The 18,524-nt window shown below is 69.4% G+C and carries 18 protein-coding genes; 14 read left to right on the top strand and 4 right to left on the bottom strand.

The window, feature by feature from the left end; translation table 11 throughout:
- Positions 1 to 135 precede the first annotated feature (135 nt).
- From IEZ09_RS44110 to IEZ09_RS44100, 3 genes are all read left to right on the top strand, one after another.
- Complete coding sequence (locus IEZ09_RS44110) at positions 136 to 1,083, top strand: phosphotransferase (protein WP_189259835.1); 948 nt, start codon at positions 136 to 138, stop codon at positions 1,081 to 1,083.
- A 128-nt stretch (positions 1,084 to 1,211) separates the two neighbouring features.
- The gene (locus IEZ09_RS44105) at positions 1,212 to 2,753 is read left to right on the top strand and encodes a deoxyguanosinetriphosphate triphosphohydrolase family protein (RefSeq protein ID WP_189259834.1); all 1,542 of its coding nucleotides are present in this window, start codon (positions 1,212 to 1,214) and stop codon (positions 2,751 to 2,753) included.
- A 147-nt stretch (positions 2,754 to 2,900) separates the two neighbouring features.
- A complete protein-coding gene (locus IEZ09_RS44100; RefSeq protein ID WP_229813483.1) occupies positions 2,901 to 5,696 on the top strand; it encodes a S8 family serine peptidase in 2,796 nt (931 codons plus the stop codon).
- A gap of 69 nt (positions 5,697 to 5,765) precedes the next feature.
- On the opposite strand, the gene IEZ09_RS44095 is transcribed toward IEZ09_RS44100, so the two are convergent.
- Positions 5,766 to 6,668, bottom strand: coding sequence for a helix-turn-helix domain-containing protein (locus IEZ09_RS44095; RefSeq protein WP_229813482.1), 903 nt, complete (start codon positions 6,666 to 6,668; stop codon positions 5,766 to 5,768).
- Positions 6,669 to 6,952: 284 nt separating this feature from the next.
- On the opposite strand from IEZ09_RS44095, the gene IEZ09_RS44090 reads away from it, so the two are divergent.
- From IEZ09_RS44090 to IEZ09_RS44065, 6 genes are read left to right on the top strand one after another with little or no spacing between them, the layout of a single operon-like run.
- Positions 6,953 to 7,477, top strand: coding sequence for a hypothetical protein (locus IEZ09_RS44090; protein ID WP_229813481.1), 525 nt, complete (start codon positions 6,953 to 6,955; stop codon positions 7,475 to 7,477).
- Positions 7,474 to 8,154 (top strand): acVLRF1 family peptidyl-tRNA hydrolase, encoded by a 681-nt coding sequence (locus IEZ09_RS44085; RefSeq protein ID WP_189259832.1) that lies wholly within the window; start codon positions 7,474 to 7,476, stop codon positions 8,152 to 8,154. Before IEZ09_RS44090 ends, IEZ09_RS44085 begins: the two co-directional genes overlap by 4 nt.
- Before the next feature lie 32 nt (positions 8,155 to 8,186).
- The gene (locus IEZ09_RS44080) at positions 8,187 to 8,588 is read left to right on the top strand and encodes a hypothetical protein (protein WP_189259831.1); all 402 of its coding nucleotides are present in this window, start codon (positions 8,187 to 8,189) and stop codon (positions 8,586 to 8,588) included.
- A 10-nt stretch (positions 8,589 to 8,598) separates the two neighbouring features.
- A complete protein-coding gene (locus IEZ09_RS44075; protein ID WP_189259838.1) occupies positions 8,599 to 9,102 on the top strand; it encodes a SigE family RNA polymerase sigma factor in 504 nt (167 codons plus the stop codon).
- Entirely contained in the window at positions 9,102 to 9,572 is a 471-nt protein-coding gene (locus tag IEZ09_RS44070) for a hypothetical protein (RefSeq protein ID WP_189259830.1), read from the top strand. Before IEZ09_RS44075 ends, IEZ09_RS44070 begins: the two co-directional genes overlap by 1 nt.
- 17 nt (positions 9,573 to 9,589) lie before the next feature.
- Positions 9,590 to 10,066: a GNAT family N-acetyltransferase gene (locus IEZ09_RS44065; RefSeq protein ID WP_189259829.1), complete on the top strand. Its 477-nt coding sequence runs from the start codon at positions 9,590 to 9,592 to the stop codon at positions 10,064 to 10,066.
- On the opposite strand, the gene IEZ09_RS44060 is transcribed toward IEZ09_RS44065, so the two are convergent.
- Both IEZ09_RS44060 and IEZ09_RS44055 read right to left on the bottom strand, forming a co-directional pair.
- Positions 10,038 to 10,610: an NAD(P)-dependent oxidoreductase gene (locus IEZ09_RS44060; RefSeq protein ID WP_189259828.1), complete on the bottom strand. Its 573-nt coding sequence runs from the start codon at positions 10,608 to 10,610 to the stop codon at positions 10,038 to 10,040. The two genes, IEZ09_RS44065 and IEZ09_RS44060, sit on opposite strands and share 29 nt — an antisense overlap.
- Positions 10,607 to 11,488, bottom strand: a complete 882-nt coding sequence (locus tag IEZ09_RS44055; protein WP_268247691.1) for an EamA family transporter — start codon at positions 11,486 to 11,488, stop codon at positions 10,607 to 10,609. The genes IEZ09_RS44060 and IEZ09_RS44055 overlap by 4 nt, the downstream gene beginning before the upstream one ends.
- A gap of 79 nt (positions 11,489 to 11,567) precedes the next feature.
- On the opposite strand from IEZ09_RS44055, the gene IEZ09_RS44050 reads away from it, so the two are divergent.
- On the top strand, positions 11,568 to 12,443 hold the full coding sequence (locus tag IEZ09_RS44050; RefSeq protein ID WP_189259827.1) for a LysR substrate-binding domain-containing protein: 876 nt from the start codon (positions 11,568 to 11,570) through the stop codon (positions 12,441 to 12,443).
- Here IEZ09_RS44050 and IEZ09_RS44045 read toward each other — a convergent pair.
- On the bottom strand, positions 12,440 to 13,192 hold the full coding sequence (locus tag IEZ09_RS44045) for an SDR family oxidoreductase (protein WP_189259826.1): 753 nt from the start codon (positions 13,190 to 13,192) through the stop codon (positions 12,440 to 12,442). The two genes, IEZ09_RS44050 and IEZ09_RS44045, sit on opposite strands and share 4 nt — an antisense overlap.
- Positions 13,193 to 13,338: 146 nt before the next feature.
- Here IEZ09_RS44045 and IEZ09_RS44040 point away from each other — a divergent pair, with 146 nt between their 5' ends.
- From IEZ09_RS44040 to IEZ09_RS44025, 4 genes are all read left to right on the top strand, one after another.
- Positions 13,339 to 14,967 carry an ABC-F family ATP-binding cassette domain-containing protein gene (locus tag IEZ09_RS44040; protein WP_189259825.1) on the top strand — a complete coding sequence of 543 codons (1,629 nt, stop codon included), beginning with the start codon at positions 13,339 to 13,341 and terminating at the stop codon, positions 14,965 to 14,967.
- A 175-nt stretch (positions 14,968 to 15,142) separates the two neighbouring features.
- The gene (locus IEZ09_RS44035; protein WP_030473247.1) at positions 15,143 to 15,352 is read left to right on the top strand and encodes a helix-turn-helix domain-containing protein; all 210 of its coding nucleotides are present in this window, start codon (positions 15,143 to 15,145) and stop codon (positions 15,350 to 15,352) included.
- A gap of 59 nt (positions 15,353 to 15,411) precedes the next feature.
- Positions 15,412 to 16,224, top strand: coding sequence for an enoyl-CoA hydratase/isomerase family protein (locus tag IEZ09_RS44030; RefSeq protein ID WP_189259824.1), 813 nt, complete (start codon positions 15,412 to 15,414; stop codon positions 16,222 to 16,224).
- Positions 16,225 to 16,314: 90 nt separating this feature from the next.
- Entirely contained in the window at positions 16,315 to 18,201 is a 1,887-nt protein-coding gene (locus IEZ09_RS44025; RefSeq protein ID WP_189259836.1) for an ABC transporter ATP-binding protein, read from the top strand.
- Positions 18,202 to 18,524: the final 323 nt, after the last annotated feature.

The raw sequence follows: 18,524 nt of genomic DNA, 5'->3' as shown, positions 1-18,524 counted from the left end.
TCTGCGCCGATGGTACTGCACTGGTTACGGTGTGGGAGAGTAGGTCGCCGCCGAACTTACGTACAGCAGCCCCTGAGGGTTGAGCGCCACAAGCGCTCCCCTCGGGGGCTGCTGTTTTTCTGGCATAAAGGAGTCATGACCAATTCCCCTGCCCCGGTGCTCGAGATGTTGTGGGAACCGCACGACCCTCTGCACGCACTGGCTGGAAGATTCGGCTTCAGCGACGAGAAGTCGGCCGCGGACTGGGTCGCTGCCACGCTGCACGAGCACTGGGGTGTGCGGGTCGGTGCCTGCGAGCGCATCGTGATCAGCGATCACAACGCGCTGGCCTGGGTCGACACGTCGTCGGGCCGGCTGCTCGCGAAGTGGTCGGTCGTGCCGTGGCTCTTCGGGCGCTTGGCGGAGATCGCCCGGCTCACGCAATGGCTGCACGGCCAGGGTCTGCCCGTCTCAGTACCTCTGCCAGCTCTGGATGGCCGTCTTCAGGTTGAGATCGACAACGTCTCGATGTCCTTGCAGCGCGAGATCGAGGGTGAACTGCTCGACACCGATGATGCGGCCCAGGTTCGGGCGGCCGGCGCGGTTCTCGCCCGGCTGCAGGACGCGCTGGCGGTGTATCCCGACGCCGATCGGGTCGCTGCGCCTGCGGATCCGTTGCCGCCGTTGCGGAGCCGGATCACCGGTTGGCTCGACTCCGATGCCGCGGCACACGTACCCGAGGAGGCCGGCGCCGCTCTCCGCCGGTTGCTCACCTACGTGCCTTCCGGCGAACTGCCGGTCGAGCTCGGCCACCACGACTACCGCTCCGCCAACGTCCTGTGCGCCGGCACCGAGGTCGCCGCGGTCATCGACTTCGAGGAGGCCAGGTTCGACCACCGGGTCGTCGAGCTGGCGCGGTCCGCGGTCCTGCTCGGCACCCGTTTCCACGACTGGGGGCCGGTGTCGCGCGAGGTCCACGCGGAGTTCCTCGCCGGCTACCAGTCCGTGCGCCGGCTGACCCCGGTCGAGGCCGGTTGGTGGGACGTCCTCGTGCGCTGGCACACCCTGGCTTCATTCGATCGGGTGAACGATGCCCTGATTTAGGTCCTGCTTGCTCTAGTAATCATGTTCGCCCCCGGGAGGTGTCACAAAACCATGGTCATCTTCGCCGCGCAATGAGGAAGACGCGTGGGGCGCCGGAGGCTCGCCGTGGCCCCGGTACCTTCTGCACCATGCACAACGAGCACCGCACCGCCCGTCGGTCAGCCGGCGTGGGCAGGACCGCCGACCTGGCCACGAACCCGTTTCGGGTCGACCGGGACCGCGTGGCGAGCTCCCCGTTCTTCGCACGGCTCGGCGGCGTGACGCAGGTGGTCAGTTCCACCGGGTCCGGTCTGCTCGTGCACAACCGGCTCACCCACAGTCTCAAGGTCGCCCAGGCCGCGCGGGCCATCGCGGAGCGGCTGATCGGCCGGCCGGAGCTGACCGCGGTGCTGGAGAAGCTCGGCGGGTGCGACCCCGACGTGGTGGAGGCGGCGGCGCTCGCGCACGACCTCGGGCACCCGCCGTTCGGGCATCTCGGCGAGCAGGTGCTGGACCGGTTGGCGCGGCACCGGTTCGGGCTGCCGGACGGGTTCGAGGGGAACGCGCAGTCGTTCCGGATCGTCACGACCACGGACGTGCGAGGGCCCAAGGCGCTCGGGCTGGACCTGACGGTCGCGGTGCGGGCGGCGATGTTGAAGTACCCGTGGACCCGGCACCAGCCGCTCGGCCTTCCCGTGGCGCCGCGTGGTGCGTCGGAGCCGGACGACATGCCGGGGACCGGCAGCTCGAAGTTCTCGGCGTACGTCACGGAGATCAACGACCTCAGGCAGTCCAGGGAGCCGTTCGAGGGCCGGATCGAGGCGTGGCAGCAGACCGTCGAGGCGAGTGTCATGGACACCGCGGACGACATCGCCTACGCGATCCACGACCTCGAGGACTTCCACCGGGTGGGCGTCCTGCAGCACGCCACCGTCGCCGCCGAGCTCGGCACGTGGCAGACGCAGGCGGTCGACCTCGCCGGGTTGAGCGACGCGGAGCTCAGCGCGGAGATCCGGATGCCGGGGCGGTCGCTGGAGACGCTCAGGAGGCGCATGCACCTCAAGGACTCCTGGGTGATGAACGACGAGGCGTTCGCCCTGGCGGTGCGGAAGGTGAGCAAGGAGCTGGTCGACGGGCTGCTGTCGGTGCCGTTCGACGGGTCCGTGGAGGCGGAGCAGGCGGTTGCCGGGTTCAGTGCGCGGTGGACTCGGCGGCTGGTGGACGCGGTCGGGGTGATCGAGGAGCCGACGCCGCGGTCCGGTCACGTGGTGCTGGCCGTCCAGCAGTGGCACGAGGTGCAGGTGCTGAAGTTCGTGCACCGCAGGTTCGTGTTGCTGCGGCCGGATCTGGCCCTGCACCAACGAGGACAGGCGCGGTTGCTCACGTCGCTGGTGGACGCGCTCGAGCAGTGGGTGACGGACCGGACCGAGGCGGATCGGTTGCCGCGCAGGCTGCACGACCTCGTCGAGCTGGCCGAAACGGAGTACGCGGCGCTCGCCCGGACGGAGCCGTCCACATTGGTCGGTCCGACCGGGCAGCTGCCGATCGGGCCCGACGTCGTCCGTGGTCTGGCAAGGGGTCGCGCCGTCGTGGACTTCGTCGCCTCGCTCACCGACAACCAGGCCGCCGCACTGCTGGAAGCCCTTTCCGGACGTACCGGTCAATTGTGGACTGACGCGTTTGTTCTGTGAACTGTGATTGTGTCTGCTCAGTGGGAACTACCCCGATCGGATGCTGACTGTGATCAGTCGTGCGCCATACGTTGACGCCTCGGCCGGGATCATCCGGCCGCAGGCAGCGTGCTCGGGGGCACGCACAACGTTCGGGGGAGAAGCCCTGTGCGCCGATCTCGAAGAGGCACGACACTCGTCACCGCAGGCACCGCAGTCCTTCTGGCCGCACTCACCGCGGTGACGCCGGCGTCGGCAGATCCGATCAAGGCGTCCAAGTCCATCACCGACCGCACCGCGGCGCAGATCGCCGCGTTGCAGAGCATCAAGAAGTCGCTCACCCCTGCTGAGTCCAAAGTGGACAGCACGCTCGTCGTGGAGGCGCGCAAGCGCACCCAGATGGGGACGATGAGCGCACTCCCGCAGGTGCAGACCGGCGTCGTCGTGACGCCGCAGTCCACCACCCTCGTGGACATCCGCGCCAAGCAGTACTCCGAGGACCTGGTCAACGCTGTCCGCGCGGCGGGCGGACAGATCCGGGCAGTGTCCGAAGAGCACCGCACCGTGCGCGCGGAGGTGCCCGTCGCGAAGATCGCCGAGATCGCCGGTCGCTCCGACGTCGCCCGCGTCGAGCCCGGCAGTGACGCGATGACGCAGGACGTGAAGAACAAGCGGGACAACAAGAGCCGCAAGCAGGCGCCGTCCAAAGAGGACAAAGCGAAGGAGATCGAGCGCAGGCTCGCCGAGAAGCAGCTGTCCGTCCAGGCGGCCAAGGTCAGCGAGAGCGACAAGGCGCACAACGCCGAGGCGGCGCGCGGGTCGTTCCACGTGACCGGTGTCGGCGTGAAGCTCTGCGCGCTGTCCGACGGCATCAACTCCGTCGCCGTGTCGCAGGCCGCGGGCGAGCTGCCGGCCGTCGACGTGCTGCCGGGCCAGCAGGGTTCCGGCGACGAGGGCACGGCGATGCTCGAGATCCTGCACGACCTCGCGCCCAACGCCGAACTCGGCTTCGCCACGGCGTTCAACGGCGACGCGAGCTTCGCGGACAACATCAAGAAGCTGCGCTTCCAGCTCGGCTGCGACGTCATCGTCGACGACGTCATCTACTTCAACGAGTCGCCGTTCCAGGACGGCATCATCGCGCGCGCCGTGGACGCGGTGGCCGCGGACGGCGCGTTGTTCTTCTCCAGCGCCGGCAACCAGGGCAACGTCGCCGACGGCACCTCCGGCCACTACGAGGGCCAGTTCGTCGACTCGGGTGTGGGCGTCGGCAAGTTCGCCGGCTCCGCCCACGACTTCGACCCGAACCCGAACGCCAAGCAGCTGTTCAACCCGCTGTCGAACTACTCGGGCGACTCGCCGGTGACGCTGCACTGGGCCGACCCGCTCGGCCAGTCGGTCAACGACTACGACCTGTACCTGGTCAACGCCCAAGGCAACGTTGTCACCTTCAGCCAGAACAACCAGGACGGCGCGCAGGACCCGTTCGAGCGCATCAACACGCCCTCCAGCTCCACGGGCACGCGCCTCGCGGTCGTGAAGTTCCGCGGTGAGGACAAGTACTTCGCGCTGTCGCTGTTCGGTGGCCGCTTCGCCGACTCCGCCGACGGCCTCAAGAAGTTCGTTTCGCCCGGCATGACCCGCGGCCACTCGGCGGCCAAGGGCGCGATCTCGGTCGCGGCGGCCCCTGCCGCGGCGGCACTGCCGTTCGACCTGCACCCCGGCGACCCGGCCAACCCGAAGGGCCCGTTCCCGGACGCGTTCACCAGCACGCAGAAGCCGGAGCGCTTCACCTCCGACGGCCCGCGCAAGCTGTTCTTCGCGCCCGACGGGTCGCCGCTGGCCGAGACCCGGCAGAAGCCGGACATCACCGCGGCCGACGGCGTGACCACGTCGGTGCCGGGCTTCGCGCCGTTCTACGGCACGTCGGCCTCGGCCCCGAACGCCGCCGCGATCGCCGGCCTCATCCTGTCCGGCAACCCGACGCTCAAGCCGGCCGAGGTCAGGGAAGCCCTTGTCACCACGGCGATCGACATCGTCGAGTCCGGTGTGGACAACCGCACCGGCGCGGGCATCGTCATGGCGGACAAGGCGTTGGCCTACACAGGCGCGTCGCCGCAGGCCCTGGCCCGTGCGCAGAAGCCGACGATCGTCAACGACGCCGACAACAGCCAGTTCCTCAAGCCGGGCACCACGGCCACGGTGACGGTGCCGGTGACGAACGGCGGAGACGGTTCCGCCGCTTCGACTTCCGTCGTGCTGTCGACCCCGACCGCCGGCGTGACCATCGCGCCGCGCTCGAAGTACTACGGCAACATCGACGTCGGCCAGACGGTGTCCAACACCTTCAAGGTGACGGTGCCCGCCACCGCCGCGCTCGGGTCGGTGGTCAAGCTCGACGCTCGGGTGACCTACGCGGGCTCGACGTCGCCGACGACGGCGTCGTTCACCTACCGCGTCGGTGAGCCGTCACGCGAGTTCAAGACGTTCGCGTACACCGGCGCGCCGGTGGCCATTCCGGACAACGACCAGACCGGTGTGTCGATCTCGCTGCCCGTGACGGGCGTCGGCGGCGCGTCGAACCTGAAGTTCTCGGTGGACGGGGCCACGTGTTCGGCGACGGAAGGCTCCACGACGGTGGGCATCGACCACACCTTCGTCGGTGACCTGGTGGGCACGCTCACCTCGCCGTCCGGCAAGTCCGTGACGCTGTTCTCGCGGACCGGTGGCACCGGCAACAACATCTGCCAGGCCGTGTTCGACGACTCGGCGACGAAGTCGTTCGCGTCGGCACTGGCCGCGGACGCGCCGTTCACCGGCTCGTGGAAGCCCGCGACCGGCACGCTGGCGTCGCTGCTGGCGGACCCCGCGGACGGCACGTGGACGTTCAAGGTCCAGGACGTCGTCGGCTCGGACAAGGGCTCGATCCGCAACGTGACCCTGCACGTCGCCGGCTGGGTGTGATGAGCTAGCGGACAACGGAAAGCCCCCGGCTCGCGAGCCGGGGGCTTTCTCGTTGGAACTGAAGAACTTCTAGCGGTTCGGCCACTCCCAGCGGATGCCGAACACACCGGGCCCGAACCCGAGAGCCACGGCGTGCACGCCGCCGCCCGAGTCCAGGGTCAGGTTCCGGCGCCGCGACGGCGTCTCGTCGCCCGCAGGCACGCTGTACTGCTGCACGCGCGACGGCAGGTTGGTCTCGTCGAAGCGGACCTCGATCACGTACTCCCGCACCGGAAGCCGGAACTTGCGGGCGAACGTGTTGTTGCCCTTGGGGGCGTGGCCCTCCGGGAACACCAGCTGGTATTCCATGATGAGGGTCTCGCCGCGGGTCAGCGGACGCTCGAACATCATCTCGGCGACCATGATGTTGGCCTCGTGGTCGCGTGCGATCCGGCCCAGGTGGCAGTTGCGCACGTTCACGATCTCGGGGAGCACGTCGGACTCCTCGGTCTCGAACACGAGCGCCCAGCGGTCGGGGCCGTCCTGCTCCGCGCGCAGGATCTGCCGCACCCACACGGATTTCTGCCCGCCGTCGGCAGAGATCTCGATGCGGTCGTGCTGGCTGATCCGGCCGAGCTTCAGGTCCGAGGACGTGTCGACCTTCGAGAGCAGGTTCGCGACCCGCTCACGACGCGCCCAGAGGGCGTCGATCGGCATCATCGTCGTCGGGCGGCAGCGGCGGCCTCGCGGACGAGGCGGGCCGAGCAGCGCCGACAGACCGGACTGAGGCACGCCCAGGACCGACTCGAGGTGCCGCAGCGCCTCCAGCGATTCGGGGCGTTCAGGCCTTCGCCGTCCTGACTGCCAGTAGCTGAGCGTCGCGACGCTGATGGTCACGCCGCGCAGTGCCAACCGGTGCTGGATGCGGTCGAGGCTGAGTCGGCTCGCCTTGATCGCCGCCCTCAACGCCTCCGGGAACGGTCCCGTCGTCAAGAGCTGCGTAAGGCTGCCGTGGCCCGTTGAGTCAGTGTCGTCAACGGTCAGTGTTGGTCGACCGGCAGCAGTGGTCATGGTGACTCCCCGCTGTCATAAGATCACGCCCCAGTGACCCTACCCGCCCGTGAACATCGCTGGTCAACGCTGGATGGAGTCAATGGTTAATCCATACGGATGACAACTTCACGCTTTCGAGACTCATCTGTCAAGCGTTTCGAACCCATCAGTAACTTCCGTGTGCAGTTCACGCCTCGTATTGAGATGGCTCTAGTGTGTGCACGGTGAACGACCTCGACGTGCTGACCTCGGTGGCCGGCGCGGTGCTCGGGCCCGGTCCGCACGCGGTCGTCGACCTGCTCGACGTAGTTCCCGGCGTCCAGGTGGACGCGGTGCGGGCCACGGACGACCTGCTGCCCAGGCTCGCCCACGAGGAGTCCCTGGCGAACATCCTCACGCTCGCCCACGCCTCGCTGCGGCCCGGCGGTGTGCTGGTGGCGGCCGTCCCCGAACTCGACAGGCTCGGCGCGCTCCGGCCGACGGCCCCTCCGCCCAAGGTGAACGGCGACCGGGTCACGGTGCAGCTCTGGGACTGGGCTCCTGACGGCCTGTCGTACGGTCTGGAGGTCGTAACGCTCGTCCGGGGTGTGACTGGGTGGGAGATCTCCGCAACGGCCTCCACGCGCCACAGGGTCCTCTCCGCGGCCGAGATGGAGGAGGCGCTGGGCGCCGCCGGGTTCCTGAGCGTGCAGAGGCTCTCGCCGCACGAGAGCGGCTACCGCGTCCCCGTGTGGGTGGCTGTCGCGTGAGCCGGGTGCGGCCGGTTCCCGGTGGACGGGCCGTCGAGGTCGAACCGGAACGCGTCGAGGGGTGGATCGCCAGGTTCGCCGGCCGGCACGGCGCGATCGAGACCCGGATCGAGGACGACGTGGTCCTCATCACCGCGGCGGACGGCGCAACGGCCACCTTCCGGACGCGCGGCGGCACCTCGATGGAAGAGGTGATCGAGAATCTGACCGCCCCGCGGCGCATCGGCCTGGTCCTCGTGCGGCTCGGCGGCCACAGCGTCGGTGTCGCGTTCGGCGGCAAGGTCGAGGTGTCCGCGACCGACCGCAAGCAGGTGCACGGGCGCATCAGGGCCGGCGGCTGGTCGCAGCAGCGGTTCGCCCGGCGCCGCGAGGGGCAGGCCCGTGTCGCGCTGCAGGCGGCAGCGGACGACGTGGTCCGGGTGCTGGTGCCGAGGCTCGCCCAGCTGGACGGTGTCGTGCTGGGTGGCGACTGGCAGGCGCTGGACGTGCTGCGCAACGACCGCAGGCTCACGGGCGTCTTCAGCAAGGCCGAGGACCGCGTCCTGGACGTCCCGGAACCGCGGCGCGCGGTGCTGGACGAGGCCGCTGAACGGGCCCGCTGCGTCGAGATCGTGATCCAGGACACACGGGCAACCGGATCGGGCTCCGGCCGCATGGATACGGGTGAGGGTGCCTGACCGGGGCACCACTGATCCTGCTGGAGTCGCAAGTGCGCAAACGAATGGTGATCGTGGCGGGAGCCGTGGCACTGGGTGCCGTCGGCATCGCGGTGCCCGCGCTGGCGCTGAGCGGCGGCGGCTCGCCGGAACCCGCGCCGACGACCTCGACGCCCGCGACGACGCCTCCGGTGTCCTCCACGGTGACGCAGCCGCCGTCGGTGACCACGTCGCCCGGCCCCACGTCGGCCACGTCGACGCCGGCGTACCTGCCCACGACGGTGCTGCCGCCGGAGCCGACCTCCTCGCGGCCGGAGCACCCGCCGACCTCGTCGATCCTGCCGACGCCGCTGCCGACCACCCCGCCGTATCCGCCGACCTCGTCGAGGCCTGCGTACCCGACGACCGCCCACCCCTCGACGACGCCGCCGGTGTCGTCGGCTCCGGCTCGGTGAGGAGCCACCGCTGAACTGGGAGGCCGAGTTCACCGACTGCTTCGACCGGTGCGCCGACTCGATGCGCTTCACCGCGTTCTTGTTGTGCGGCAACTGGCACGAGGCGGAAGACGTGATGCAGTCGGCGTTCTTGAAGCTCTACCTGGCCGGTCCGAAGCTCGCGGACCGGTCGGGTCTCGAACCGTACCTGCGCCAGATCGTCGTGCGGACGTTCCTCGCCGAACGCCGCAAGGTGCGGTGGCGCAGGGAGAAGCTGACCGACACACCTCCCGAGGGCCTGTCCTCCGTCGCAGGGGCGGAGGACAGGCTCGTGGTGTGGCAGGCGCTCACCGCCGTGCCCGCACGGCAACGCGCCGTCCTCGTGCTGCGCTACTGGCACGATCTGAGCGTCGAGGAGACGGCGGCCGCGCTGAACTGTTCGACCGGAACGGTGAAGTCGCAGAGCAGCAAGGGGCTGGAGACCCTGCGCCGCAAGCTGGGGCCCGAGTTCGACCACCTGAGGCTGGAGGTGTGATGGTTCGCGAAGACGACCTGCGGGCGACTTTCTCCGCTCTGCACGCGGAAGAGGCGCCGCCGCGTGCCGTCACGGCCGCCGACCTGATCCAGCGCGGCCAGGCCGTGCGGAGCCGGCGCCGCGCCATCGCCGTGGTGAGCACCGGGCTCGCGACCGTGGCGGTCGTGGCCGTGGCGCTGGCCGTGCTGCCCGCCGCGACGCCCTCGGAACCCGCGACACCTCCCGGGCCGTCCTCGACCACGTCGCAGGTCCCGTCGACCACCACCACACCGCCGGCGCCGAGCTCGATCGAGCCGACGCCGACCACGGTGCTGCCGCCGGAGGTCCCGCAGTCCAGCAGGCCGCAGACCCCGCCGGCCGGCACCTCGACCATCACCTCGACGCCGGGGCTGACGTCGTCGGCCAACCCGGACCCGCCGTCCTCCCCGGTGGGCCACTTTCCGCCGACCACCGCCGCGTCGACGAGCTGAGCGGCAGAATCCCGGGCATGACCGATCGGATCCGCCTCGTCGAGATCACCGACGCCAACCGCGACGCGGTGATCGCGGTGCGGGTGCGTCCCGACCAGGAACAGTTCGTCGCGTCGGTGGAGAGGTCGTTCCAGCACGCGGAGCAGTACCCCGACGCGAAGCCCTGGTACCGCGCGGTCTACGCGGGCGACGAACCGGTCGGCTTCGTCATGCTCAGCTGGAACCTCGTCCCCAAGCCCGGATTCCGCGGCCCGTACTTCCTGTGGCGGCTGCTGGTCGGCGCCGAGCACCAGGGCCGCGGTTACGGCACCGCCATCCTCGACGAGGTCGTGAGGCTGCTCCGCGCGGACGGTGCCGAGGAACTGCTCACCAGCTGCGTGCCGGACGACGGCACACCCGAGCCGTTCTACCGCGGCTACGGCTTCGTGCCGACCGGCGAGGTCGACGAGGACGGCGAGATCATCCTCAAGCTCGATCTCCGCTCGCGACCGTGAAGTGCCGGTCGCTGCCGGGCCGCTCGAGCTCGTCCAGCACCGCCACGGCCAGGTCTTCCGCCGAGATCTCGGACGGTCCCGGGAGCAGTTCCTCCGTGCCGCGGCGGTAGGTGCCGGTGCGCTCACCGGGTTCCAGCAGCGCGGGCGGGCTGAGGTAGACCCAGTCCGCCGCGTGCTCGCGGCACACCTCCAGCTGACGCACGCTCGCCTCGGCGATGGGACGGATGTGCGGTGGCACGTAACGCTCGTCGTCGAGGACCAGACCGCCGTCGGGTGAGCGCAGCGCCGCGGCCCCGCCCACCACGAGGATTCGCTTTCCGGCCGCGAACGCGGTGTCCAGCAACGCTTTCGTCGTCGGGCCGACGGTCGACTCCTCGCCCGGTCGTGGCCGGGTGGCGCCGACGACGGCGTCCACTCCGGACAGAGCGTCGGCCAGTGACGTGGTGTCGCGGAACACCGGCGTGACGTCGTGACCGCGGCCGGTCGCTTCAGCCACCACGCGCGATCCGACCATTCCGGCGGCGCCGACGACTGCGATCTTCACTGGAGAACTCCTTTGGCGAGAACGGGTGCGGGTCGCTGGGCGGCGACGATCGCGGCGAGAGCGAGTGCGAAACCGGTGAGCTGCACGGGATCCAGGGTCTGACCGAGCACGACGACGCCGAGCACCGCGGCGACCATCGGGGAGAGCAGTCCGAGCATCGAGACGGACGTGACGGGCAGCGTGGTGATCGCGCGGAACCACAGCACGTAGGCGAGCAGACCGCCGACACCGCCGAGCCACAGGTAGCCGATCAGCGCCGGGACGCCGATCGCGGGCGGCGCGCCCTCGAACAGGAACGTCACCGGCACCAGGAACAGGCCACCCGCCGTCAGCTGCCAGCCCGCGAACGCCGTCGGGCTCGCCCCGACCGGCCTGCCCCACTTCTTCGTCAGCGTCACGCCGAGCGCCATGGTCGCCGCGCCGCCGAGGCCGGCCAGCACGCCGATCACGTCGAACCCCGCCGCCGGTCCCAGCACCACCAGCCCGACGCCGATCATGCCGACCACGCCCCACGCGAACCGCCACGCCGACGGGCTCTCCTTGAGCACGCCCACCGCCAGCAACGCCACCACCAGCGGTTGCGCGGCGCCGAGCACGGCCGCGACGCCACCTGGCAGACGTTCGGCGGCGATGAACAGGAACGGGAAGAACAGGCCGATGTTGAGCACGCCGAGCGCGGCGGCCCTGGCCCACCACGAACCGCGCGGCAGCGTCCTGGTGATCGCCAGCGCGACCAGGCCGGCGGGCAGCGAGCGCAGCAGACCGGCGAACAGCGGGTGGCCCGCGGGCAGCAGCTCCGTCGTGACCACGTAGGTCGAGCCCCAGACCATCGGCGCGAACGCCGCCAGGGCGGTGCGGAAGAGGTCGTTGTTTTTCACGTGCTTCAGTCTTGGACCACGCGATCAATGAGTCCAACACATGCTTTTCATCTGATCCATCGTGATTCAAGATAGATCGATGGAGCTCCAGCAGATGCGGTACGTGGTGGCGGTCGCGGAGACCGGCAGCTTCACCAAGGCGGCCCGGCGGTGCCTCGTCGTGCAGTCCGCGCTCAGCCACCAGATCGCGCGCCTGGAACGCGAGCTGGGCGCCCGGCTGTTCGACCGCACCAGCCGCAGCGTCCGGCTGACCCAGGCCGGAGCGGCGTTCCTGCCGTCGGCCAGGCAGTGCCTCGACTTCGCCGAACGGGCGGCGGCCGAGGTCGCGGCCGCGGTGGGCGAGGTGCGCGGACGCGTCGTCGTCGGGGTGATCCCCACGGTGGCCGCGGTGGATCTGCCCGCCGCGCTCAAGGTGTTCCGCGAGAGGTACCCGCAGGTGCGGGTCGCGTTGCGGATGTCGCCGAGCCACGAGCTCGTCGAACAGGTCCGGCAGGGAACCGTGGACCTGGCGTTCCTCGGGCTGCCTCCTGGCACACGACCGGAAGGCGTGCGGGGGCGGGAGCTGGCGCGCGACGAGCACGTTGCCGTGGTGGCGCCGTCGCATCCCCTTGCCGGGCGCGCGGAAACGGACCTGGCGACGCTCGCCGAGGAGTTGTTCGTCGACTTCCCCGCGGGGTCGCCGGGACGCATGCAGTCGGATCAGGCGTTCAGCGCGGCGGGACTGGACCGCGAGGTGGCGTTCGAGGTGACGACGGCGGAGCTGATGGCAGGACTGATCTCGGAAGGGCTCGCGGACGCCGTGCTGCCGTCGCGGTACACGCCGCGGTTGAGCGGAGTCGTGACGCTGCCGGTCGTCGGTGGGCCGTCACGGGTGGAACACCTGGTGTGGAGCGCGGCCGGGCTGACCCCGGCCGCGGCCGCGTTCCTCGACGTGCTGGGCGTTCCCGCCGATTAGCCGGCCGTGCCGGTCGCCAGGAGCCCTCCGTCGACGCGCACGGTCTCTCCCGTGATCCACGAAGCGGCGTCGGAGCAGAGGAACGCCACGAGAGAGGCGACGTCCTCGGGCGTGCCGAACCGCTTCATCGGATACGCCTGGATGCCTTCCTCCTCACGGCCGGACCACAACGCCTCCGCGAACTTCGTCTTCACCACGGCGGGGGCGACGGCGTTGACGCGCACCTTCGGCCCCAGCTGCCACGCCAGCTCCTCGGTGAGACGGATCAACGCCGCCTTGGACGCCCCGTACGCGCCGATCACACCCGTGGACCGGATGCCGCCGACCGACGCGATGTTCACGACCGCGCCGCCGTGCTCGCTCATCCACGCCTTCCACGCGAGCTGCGTGAAGCCGAGCGCTGCCACGACGTTGACGTCGAAGATCTTCCTGACCGCGTTGAGGTCGGCGTCCATCAGGAACCCGAACTGCGGGTTGATGCCGGTGTTGTTGACCAGGACGTCGAGGCTGCCGAACTCCTCGACCGTGCGCGCGACGACCTCCTCGCGGGACGCGTCGTCGCCCGCGTTGCCCTGGATCGTCAGCACCTTGCCGCCCAGCTCCTTCGCCGCCTCGGCGAGCTGGTCGGCCTTGCGGCCGGTGATCGTGACGGAGGCGCCGCGGGAGAGCAGCTCGCGTGCGATGCCGAGGCCGATGCCGCGGGACGCGCCGGTGACCAGCGCCGTCTTGCCGGAGAAGTCTTCGCTCATGGCCCGGCAATCTATGCGCCTGGACACAGGTGGGAAATTCGATGGTCGTCACCCCGTAGAATGGGTTTCGTGATCCTCCTCGAGTAGACCGCCCCGGACGTGCCGACCTTTGCCGTGCCCGGACTTTTTCCTACTCGGAGTTTCTCTTGATCACCGCAACCGACATGGAGTTGCGCGCGGGCTCACGCATTCTCGTGAGCGGCGCCAACCTGCGCGTTCAGCCCGGCGACCGCATCGGCCTCGTGGGCCGCAACGGTGCCGGCAAGACCACCTCGCTGCGCGTCCTCGCGGGTGAGGGCCAGCCCTACGGCGGCACCGTCACGCGCAAGGGCGAGCTCGGCTACCTGCCGCAGGACCCGCGCGAGGGCGACCTGTCCGTCATCGCCAAGGACCGAGTGCTGTCCGCGCGCGGCCTCGACCAGCTGCTCCGCGACATGGAGAAGGCCCAGTCGAAGATGGCCGAGCTGGTCGACCCCGACGAGCTCGCGGTCGCCGTCACCAAGTACGGCAAGCTCGAGGAGCGCTTCGCCGCGCTCGGTGGTTATGCCGCGGAGTCCGAGGCCGCGCGCATCTGCTCGAACCTCGGTCTGCCGGACCGCGTTCTCGCGCAGCCGTTGCGCACGCTGTCGGGCGGTCAGCGCCGTCGTGTCGAGCTGGCGCGGATCCTGTTCGCCGCGTCCGAGGCGGGCATCGGCGCCAAGTCGAGCACGATCCTGCTGATCGACGAGCCGACCAACCACCTCGACGCCGACTCCATCGCGTGGCTGCGCGGGTTCCTCAAGTCGCACGACGGCGGTCTCGTCGTGATCTCCCACGACGTCGAGCTGCTCGACGACGTCGTGAACAAGGTGTGGTTCCTCGACGCGACGCGCGGCGAGGTCGACATCTACAACCTCGGCTGGAAGAAGTACCTCGAGGCGCGGGCCACGGACGAGAAGCGCCGCCGTCGCGAGCGCGCCAACGCCGAGAAGAAGGCCGGCGCGCTGATGATGCAGGCCGCCAAGATGGGCGCGAAGGCCACGAAGGCCGTTGCGGCGCAGAACATGGCGAAGCGCGCCCAGAAGCTGCTCGACGGTCTCGACGAGGTGCGCCAGAGCGACAAGGTCGCGAAGATCAGCTTCCCGGCGCCTGCCCCGTGCGGCAAAACCCCTTTGACCGCAGAGGGTTTGAGCAAGTCCTACGGCTCGCTCGAGATCTTCACCGGAGTGGACCTCGCGATCGACAGGGGTTCGCGGGTCGTCGTCCTCGGCCTGAACGGTGCCGGCAAGACGACGCTGCTGCGGTTGCTGGGCGGCAACGAGAAGCCGGACGCGGGCTCGGTCGTGCCGGGGCACGGGCTGAAGATCGGCTACTTCGCGCAGGAGCACGAGACGCTCGACCATGGCGCGTCCGTGTGGGAGAACATCCGGCACATGGCGCCGGACGAGCAGGAGCAGCGGCTGCGGTCGTTGCTCGGCACGTTCCTGTTCTCCGGTGAGCAGCTCGATCAGCCCGCGGGCACGTTGTCCGGTGGCGAGAAGACGCGACTGGCCCTCGCGGGCCTGGTGTCGTCGGCCGCGAACGTGCTGCTGCTCGACGAGCCGACCAACAACCTCGACCCGGCCTCGCGCGAGCAGGTGCTCGACGCGCTGCGCCGCTACGAGGGCGCGGTCGTGCTCGTGACGCACGATCCGGGTGCGGTCGAGGCGCTCGAACCGGAGCGCGTGATCCTGCTGCCCGACGGCACGGAGGATCACTGGTCGGAGGACTACCTCGAACTCGTGCAGCTGGCGTGATCTCCACCCGTCAAAGGACTACCGAGCGCACCCTGTGATCAACTGAGTGTGATCGAATCGACCGTTCGGCGATCTCTTTGCTTGATCACCTGGCGTTCTGCCGGTTCCTGTTCGATCATTGCGACGACAGGGGCCGTCGAACGGCCCGACCTGCTCGTACGGAAGGCGGGACAAGGTGGCTGACCTGAAGAAGGGTGCCCGGATCACCGGCGCCACGCGGGACAAGCTGGCCGCTGACCTGAAGAAGAAGTACGAAAAGGGCGCGAGCATCCGTGCTTTGGCCGAAAGCACCGGACGTTCCTACGGCTTCGTGCACCGGGTTCTGTCGGAATCCGGCGTCACGCTGCGCGGTCGCGGTGGCGCCACCCGGACGAAGAAGAAGTAGCCACAACCCAGACTGCTACTCTCCGGTAACTAGCTTCTAGTGCGCCGGAGGTAATGACCATGCCAGTGCCCGCAATCGACGCTGGCGTGCTCGAGCGCGGTGGCGTTCGGCTCGCTCTTTCCGGGCCGCTCGCCACGATCACGCTCGATCGTCCCGACGTGCTCAACGCACAGACGCCCGCCACCTGGCAGGCGTTGCGGCACATCGGTGAACAGCTGGACCCGGACGTCCGCGTCGTGGTCGTCCGGGGTTCCGGCCGCGCCTTCTCGGCGGGACTGGACCGGCGCATGTTCACCGGTGAGCCCGTCGACGGCGAACCCGGTGGTCTCGGGGCGTTGCTGTCGCTGCCCGCTGCGGAGGCGGACGCGAAGATCGCCTCGTACCAGGCCGCGTTCACCTGGCTGAGCGACCCCGCACGCGTGACGATCGCCGCGGTGCAGGGGCATGCCATCGGTGCGGGTTTCCAGTTGGCGCTGGCGTGCGACTTCCGCGTGCTCGCCGAGGACGCGCAGTTCTGCATGGCCGAGACCGGGCTGGGTCTGGTGCCCGATCTCGGCGGAACGCTGCCCTTGGTGCGGCTCGTGGGCTACTCGCGCGCGGCCGAGATGTGCGTGACCTCCCGCCGGGTTCCGGCCGCGGAGGCGCTGCAGATCGGCCTCGCGAACTCCGTCGTGCCCGTGGACGGGCTGGACGCGGCGGTCGAGACGCTCGTGGCCGCCGTCCTGAAGCCGATGGCGGGTGCCGTGACGGAGACGCTCGGCCTCATCGCGTCCGCGGCGTCCGGCGTGTCGTACACCGACCAGCTGGCGCTGGAGCGTGCCGCGCAGCTGCGCCGGCTGCAGTCCTTCGCGGCCATGTCCGCTCAAAGCTGAACTTTTCCGGTGCGCTAGCCGCACGTGAAGGAATTGTCAGACCCGTGTGCTGTTCTATTCAACGTGGACGGCTACAGCTCCTGGCGATTCATGATGGGGGTGACCTCGGACGCGCCTTCGAAGGTGCGCCGAGGCACCTTCCGGCGCGTGCTCACCTTCGCCCGGCCGCACCGGGCGAAGCTCATCGTCTTCCTGCTGCTGACGGTGATCTCGTCGGTGCTCGCGGTGACAACCCCGCTGCTGGCAGGTCGCGTGGTCGACGCGATCGTCGGCGGCTCCACGCCTTCGGTCGTGGTCTGGCTCGCCCTGCTGATCGCTCTGGTCGCGGTGGTCGACGCCGGACTGGGTGTCGTCGAGCGGTGGCAGTCCACGCGCATCGGTGAAGGTCTGATCTACGACCTCCGCCGCGCCGTGTTCGGCCACGTGCAGAAGATGCCCGTCGCGTTCTTCACCCGCACCCGCACCGGCGCGCTGGTGTCGCGGCTGAACAACGACGTGATCGGCGCCCAGCGGGCCTTCACGTCCACGCTGTCCGGCTTCGTCACGAACATCATCCAGCTCGCGCTCTCGCTGGGTGTCATGTTCACGTTGTCCTGGCAGGTCACGGCCTTGGCCCTGGTGTTGCTGCCGGTGTTCGTGCTGCCGGCCAAGCGGATGGGGCGGCGGATGGCGGACATGCAGCGCGAGGCCTCCGCCCTCAACGCGTCCATGGTCACGCAGTCGACCGAGCGGTTCTCGGCGCCGGGCGCGACGCTGGTCAAGCTGTTCGGGCGGCCTCAGCGGGAGGAGGCCGAGTTCTCCGAGAAGGCCGCGAAGGTGCGCGACATCGGGATCCGGACCGCCATGGCCACGCGGTGGTTCATGACCGGCCTGACACTGGTGTCCGCGCTGGCCCAGGCCCTGGTGTACGGGCTGGGCGGGTACCTGGCGCTGACCGGGCACCTGGCCGCGGGCACCGTGGTGTCGCTCGCGTTGCTGCTGACCCGGCTGTACGCCCCGCTGACGGCGTTGGCGAACGCTCGCGTTGACGTCATGACCGCGTTGGTGTCGTTCGAGCGCGTGTTCGAGGTGCTGGATCTGGAGCCGATGATCCAGGAACGGCCTGATGCGCGGTCGGTGCCGGACGGAGCCGTGTCGGTCGAGTTCGACGACGTGCGGTTCGCGTACCCGTCGGCGGAGAAGGTGTCGTTGGCCTCGCTGGAGTCCGTGGCCACTTTGGACACTCGCGGCGGCGAGGAAGTGTTGCACGGCATCAGCTTCCGGGCTGAGCCCGGTCAGCTGGTCGCCGTTGTCGGGTCGTCAGGGGCCGGGAAGTCCACGCTCGCCTCGTTGGTGCCCCGGTTGTACGACGTGGATTCCGGGGCGGTGCGACTGTCCGGTGTGGACGTTCGGGATCTGTCGTTCGAGTCGTTGCGGTCGACGGTAGGGGTGGTGACCCAGGACGGGCACCTGTTCCACGACACGATCCGGGCGAATTTGGAGTATGCGGCGCCTGGAGCCTCTGATGACGAGTTGTGGGACTCGTTGCGGCGGGCTCGGTTGCTGGATCTTGTCGCCTCGTTGCCGGATCAGCTCGACACCGTGGTGGGGGAGCGCGGGTATCGGTTGTCCGGTGGGGAGCGGCAGCGGTTGACGATCGCTCGGTTGCTGCTGGCTCGGCCTCGGGTGGTGATTCTGGACGAGGCCACTGCGCACTTGGACTCCGAGTCTGAGGCTGCTGTGCAGGAGGCGTTGACTGAGGCGTTGGAGGGGCGGACTGCGCTCGTCATCGCGCACCGGTTGTCCACGATTCGGGCTGCTGATCAGATTTTGGTGCTTGAGGGTGGGGTGATTGTGGAGCGGGGGACCCATGGGGAGCTGATGGAGGCTGGGGGGCGGTATGCGGACCTCTACAACACCCAGTTCGCTGAGCCGCCTGTGGTTTCTGTGGTTCCTACGCCTCAGTTCAGTGCTGTTGAGGTTTCGCATCGGTATTGAGGTTTGGGCGCGTCGGTTGGGTGGGTCGTCCCCCTGGTGCGTTGGCGGGTTCCGGTTTCGTGTCCGTAGGTGGTTGGGTTGCGAGGGGATGTTCCTGGTGATTTCTGGGGCTCCGCCCCGGACCCCGCCAATCTGATCAAAGACCCACCAGCGCCGCGGGCGGGTTGATGGCACGCCGGTTGCGTTGGGCGGCTTGCGGTTGCGTAGGTGGTTGCGTTTCGGGTGGGGTGGGTCCCGTCACAAGCCGTACCGGAGCGAGCCACACCCAGGGAGGGGTGTCAACTCGGACACGCTTTTCGTCTCTTCAGTCTCAGCTGAGTTGA

Origin of the sequence: Lentzea flava, assembly GCF_014648475.1 — a bacterium.
GTDB classification, from domain to species: domain Bacteria; phylum Actinomycetota; class Actinomycetes; order Mycobacteriales; family Pseudonocardiaceae; genus Lentzea; species Lentzea flava.
The sequence above is the reverse complement of the archived record's forward strand: the minus strand, read 5'-3'. Positions and strand labels throughout refer to the sequence as shown.

What these genes read in the sequence shown, in the direction of transcription:
- IEZ09_RS44110 (WP_189259835.1), top strand. Translation starts at nt 136, where the DNA reads ATGACCAATTCCCCTGCCCCGGTGCTCGAGATGTTGTGGGAACCGCAC.
- IEZ09_RS44105 (WP_189259834.1), top strand. Translation starts at nt 1,212, where the DNA reads ATGCACAACGAGCACCGCACCGCCCGTCGGTCAGCCGGCGTGGGCAGG.
- IEZ09_RS44070 (WP_189259830.1), top strand. Translation starts at nt 9,102, where the DNA reads ATGGTTCGCGAAGACGACCTGCGGGCGACTTTCTCCGCTCTGCACGCG.
- IEZ09_RS44065 (WP_189259829.1), top strand. Translation starts at nt 9,590, where the DNA reads ATGACCGATCGGATCCGCCTCGTCGAGATCACCGACGCCAACCGCGAC.
- IEZ09_RS44050 (WP_189259827.1), top strand. Translation starts at nt 11,568, where the DNA reads ATGGAGCTCCAGCAGATGCGGTACGTGGTGGCGGTCGCGGAGACCGGC.
- IEZ09_RS44045 (WP_189259826.1), bottom strand. Translation starts at nt 13,192, where the DNA reads ATGAGCGAAGACTTCTCCGGCAAGACGGCGCTGGTCACCGGCGCGTCC.
- IEZ09_RS44030 (WP_189259824.1), top strand. Translation starts at nt 15,412, where the DNA reads ATGCCAGTGCCCGCAATCGACGCTGGCGTGCTCGAGCGCGGTGGCGTT.
- IEZ09_RS44025 (WP_189259836.1), top strand. Translation starts at nt 16,315, where the DNA reads ATGATGGGGGTGACCTCGGACGCGCCTTCGAAGGTGCGCCGAGGCACC.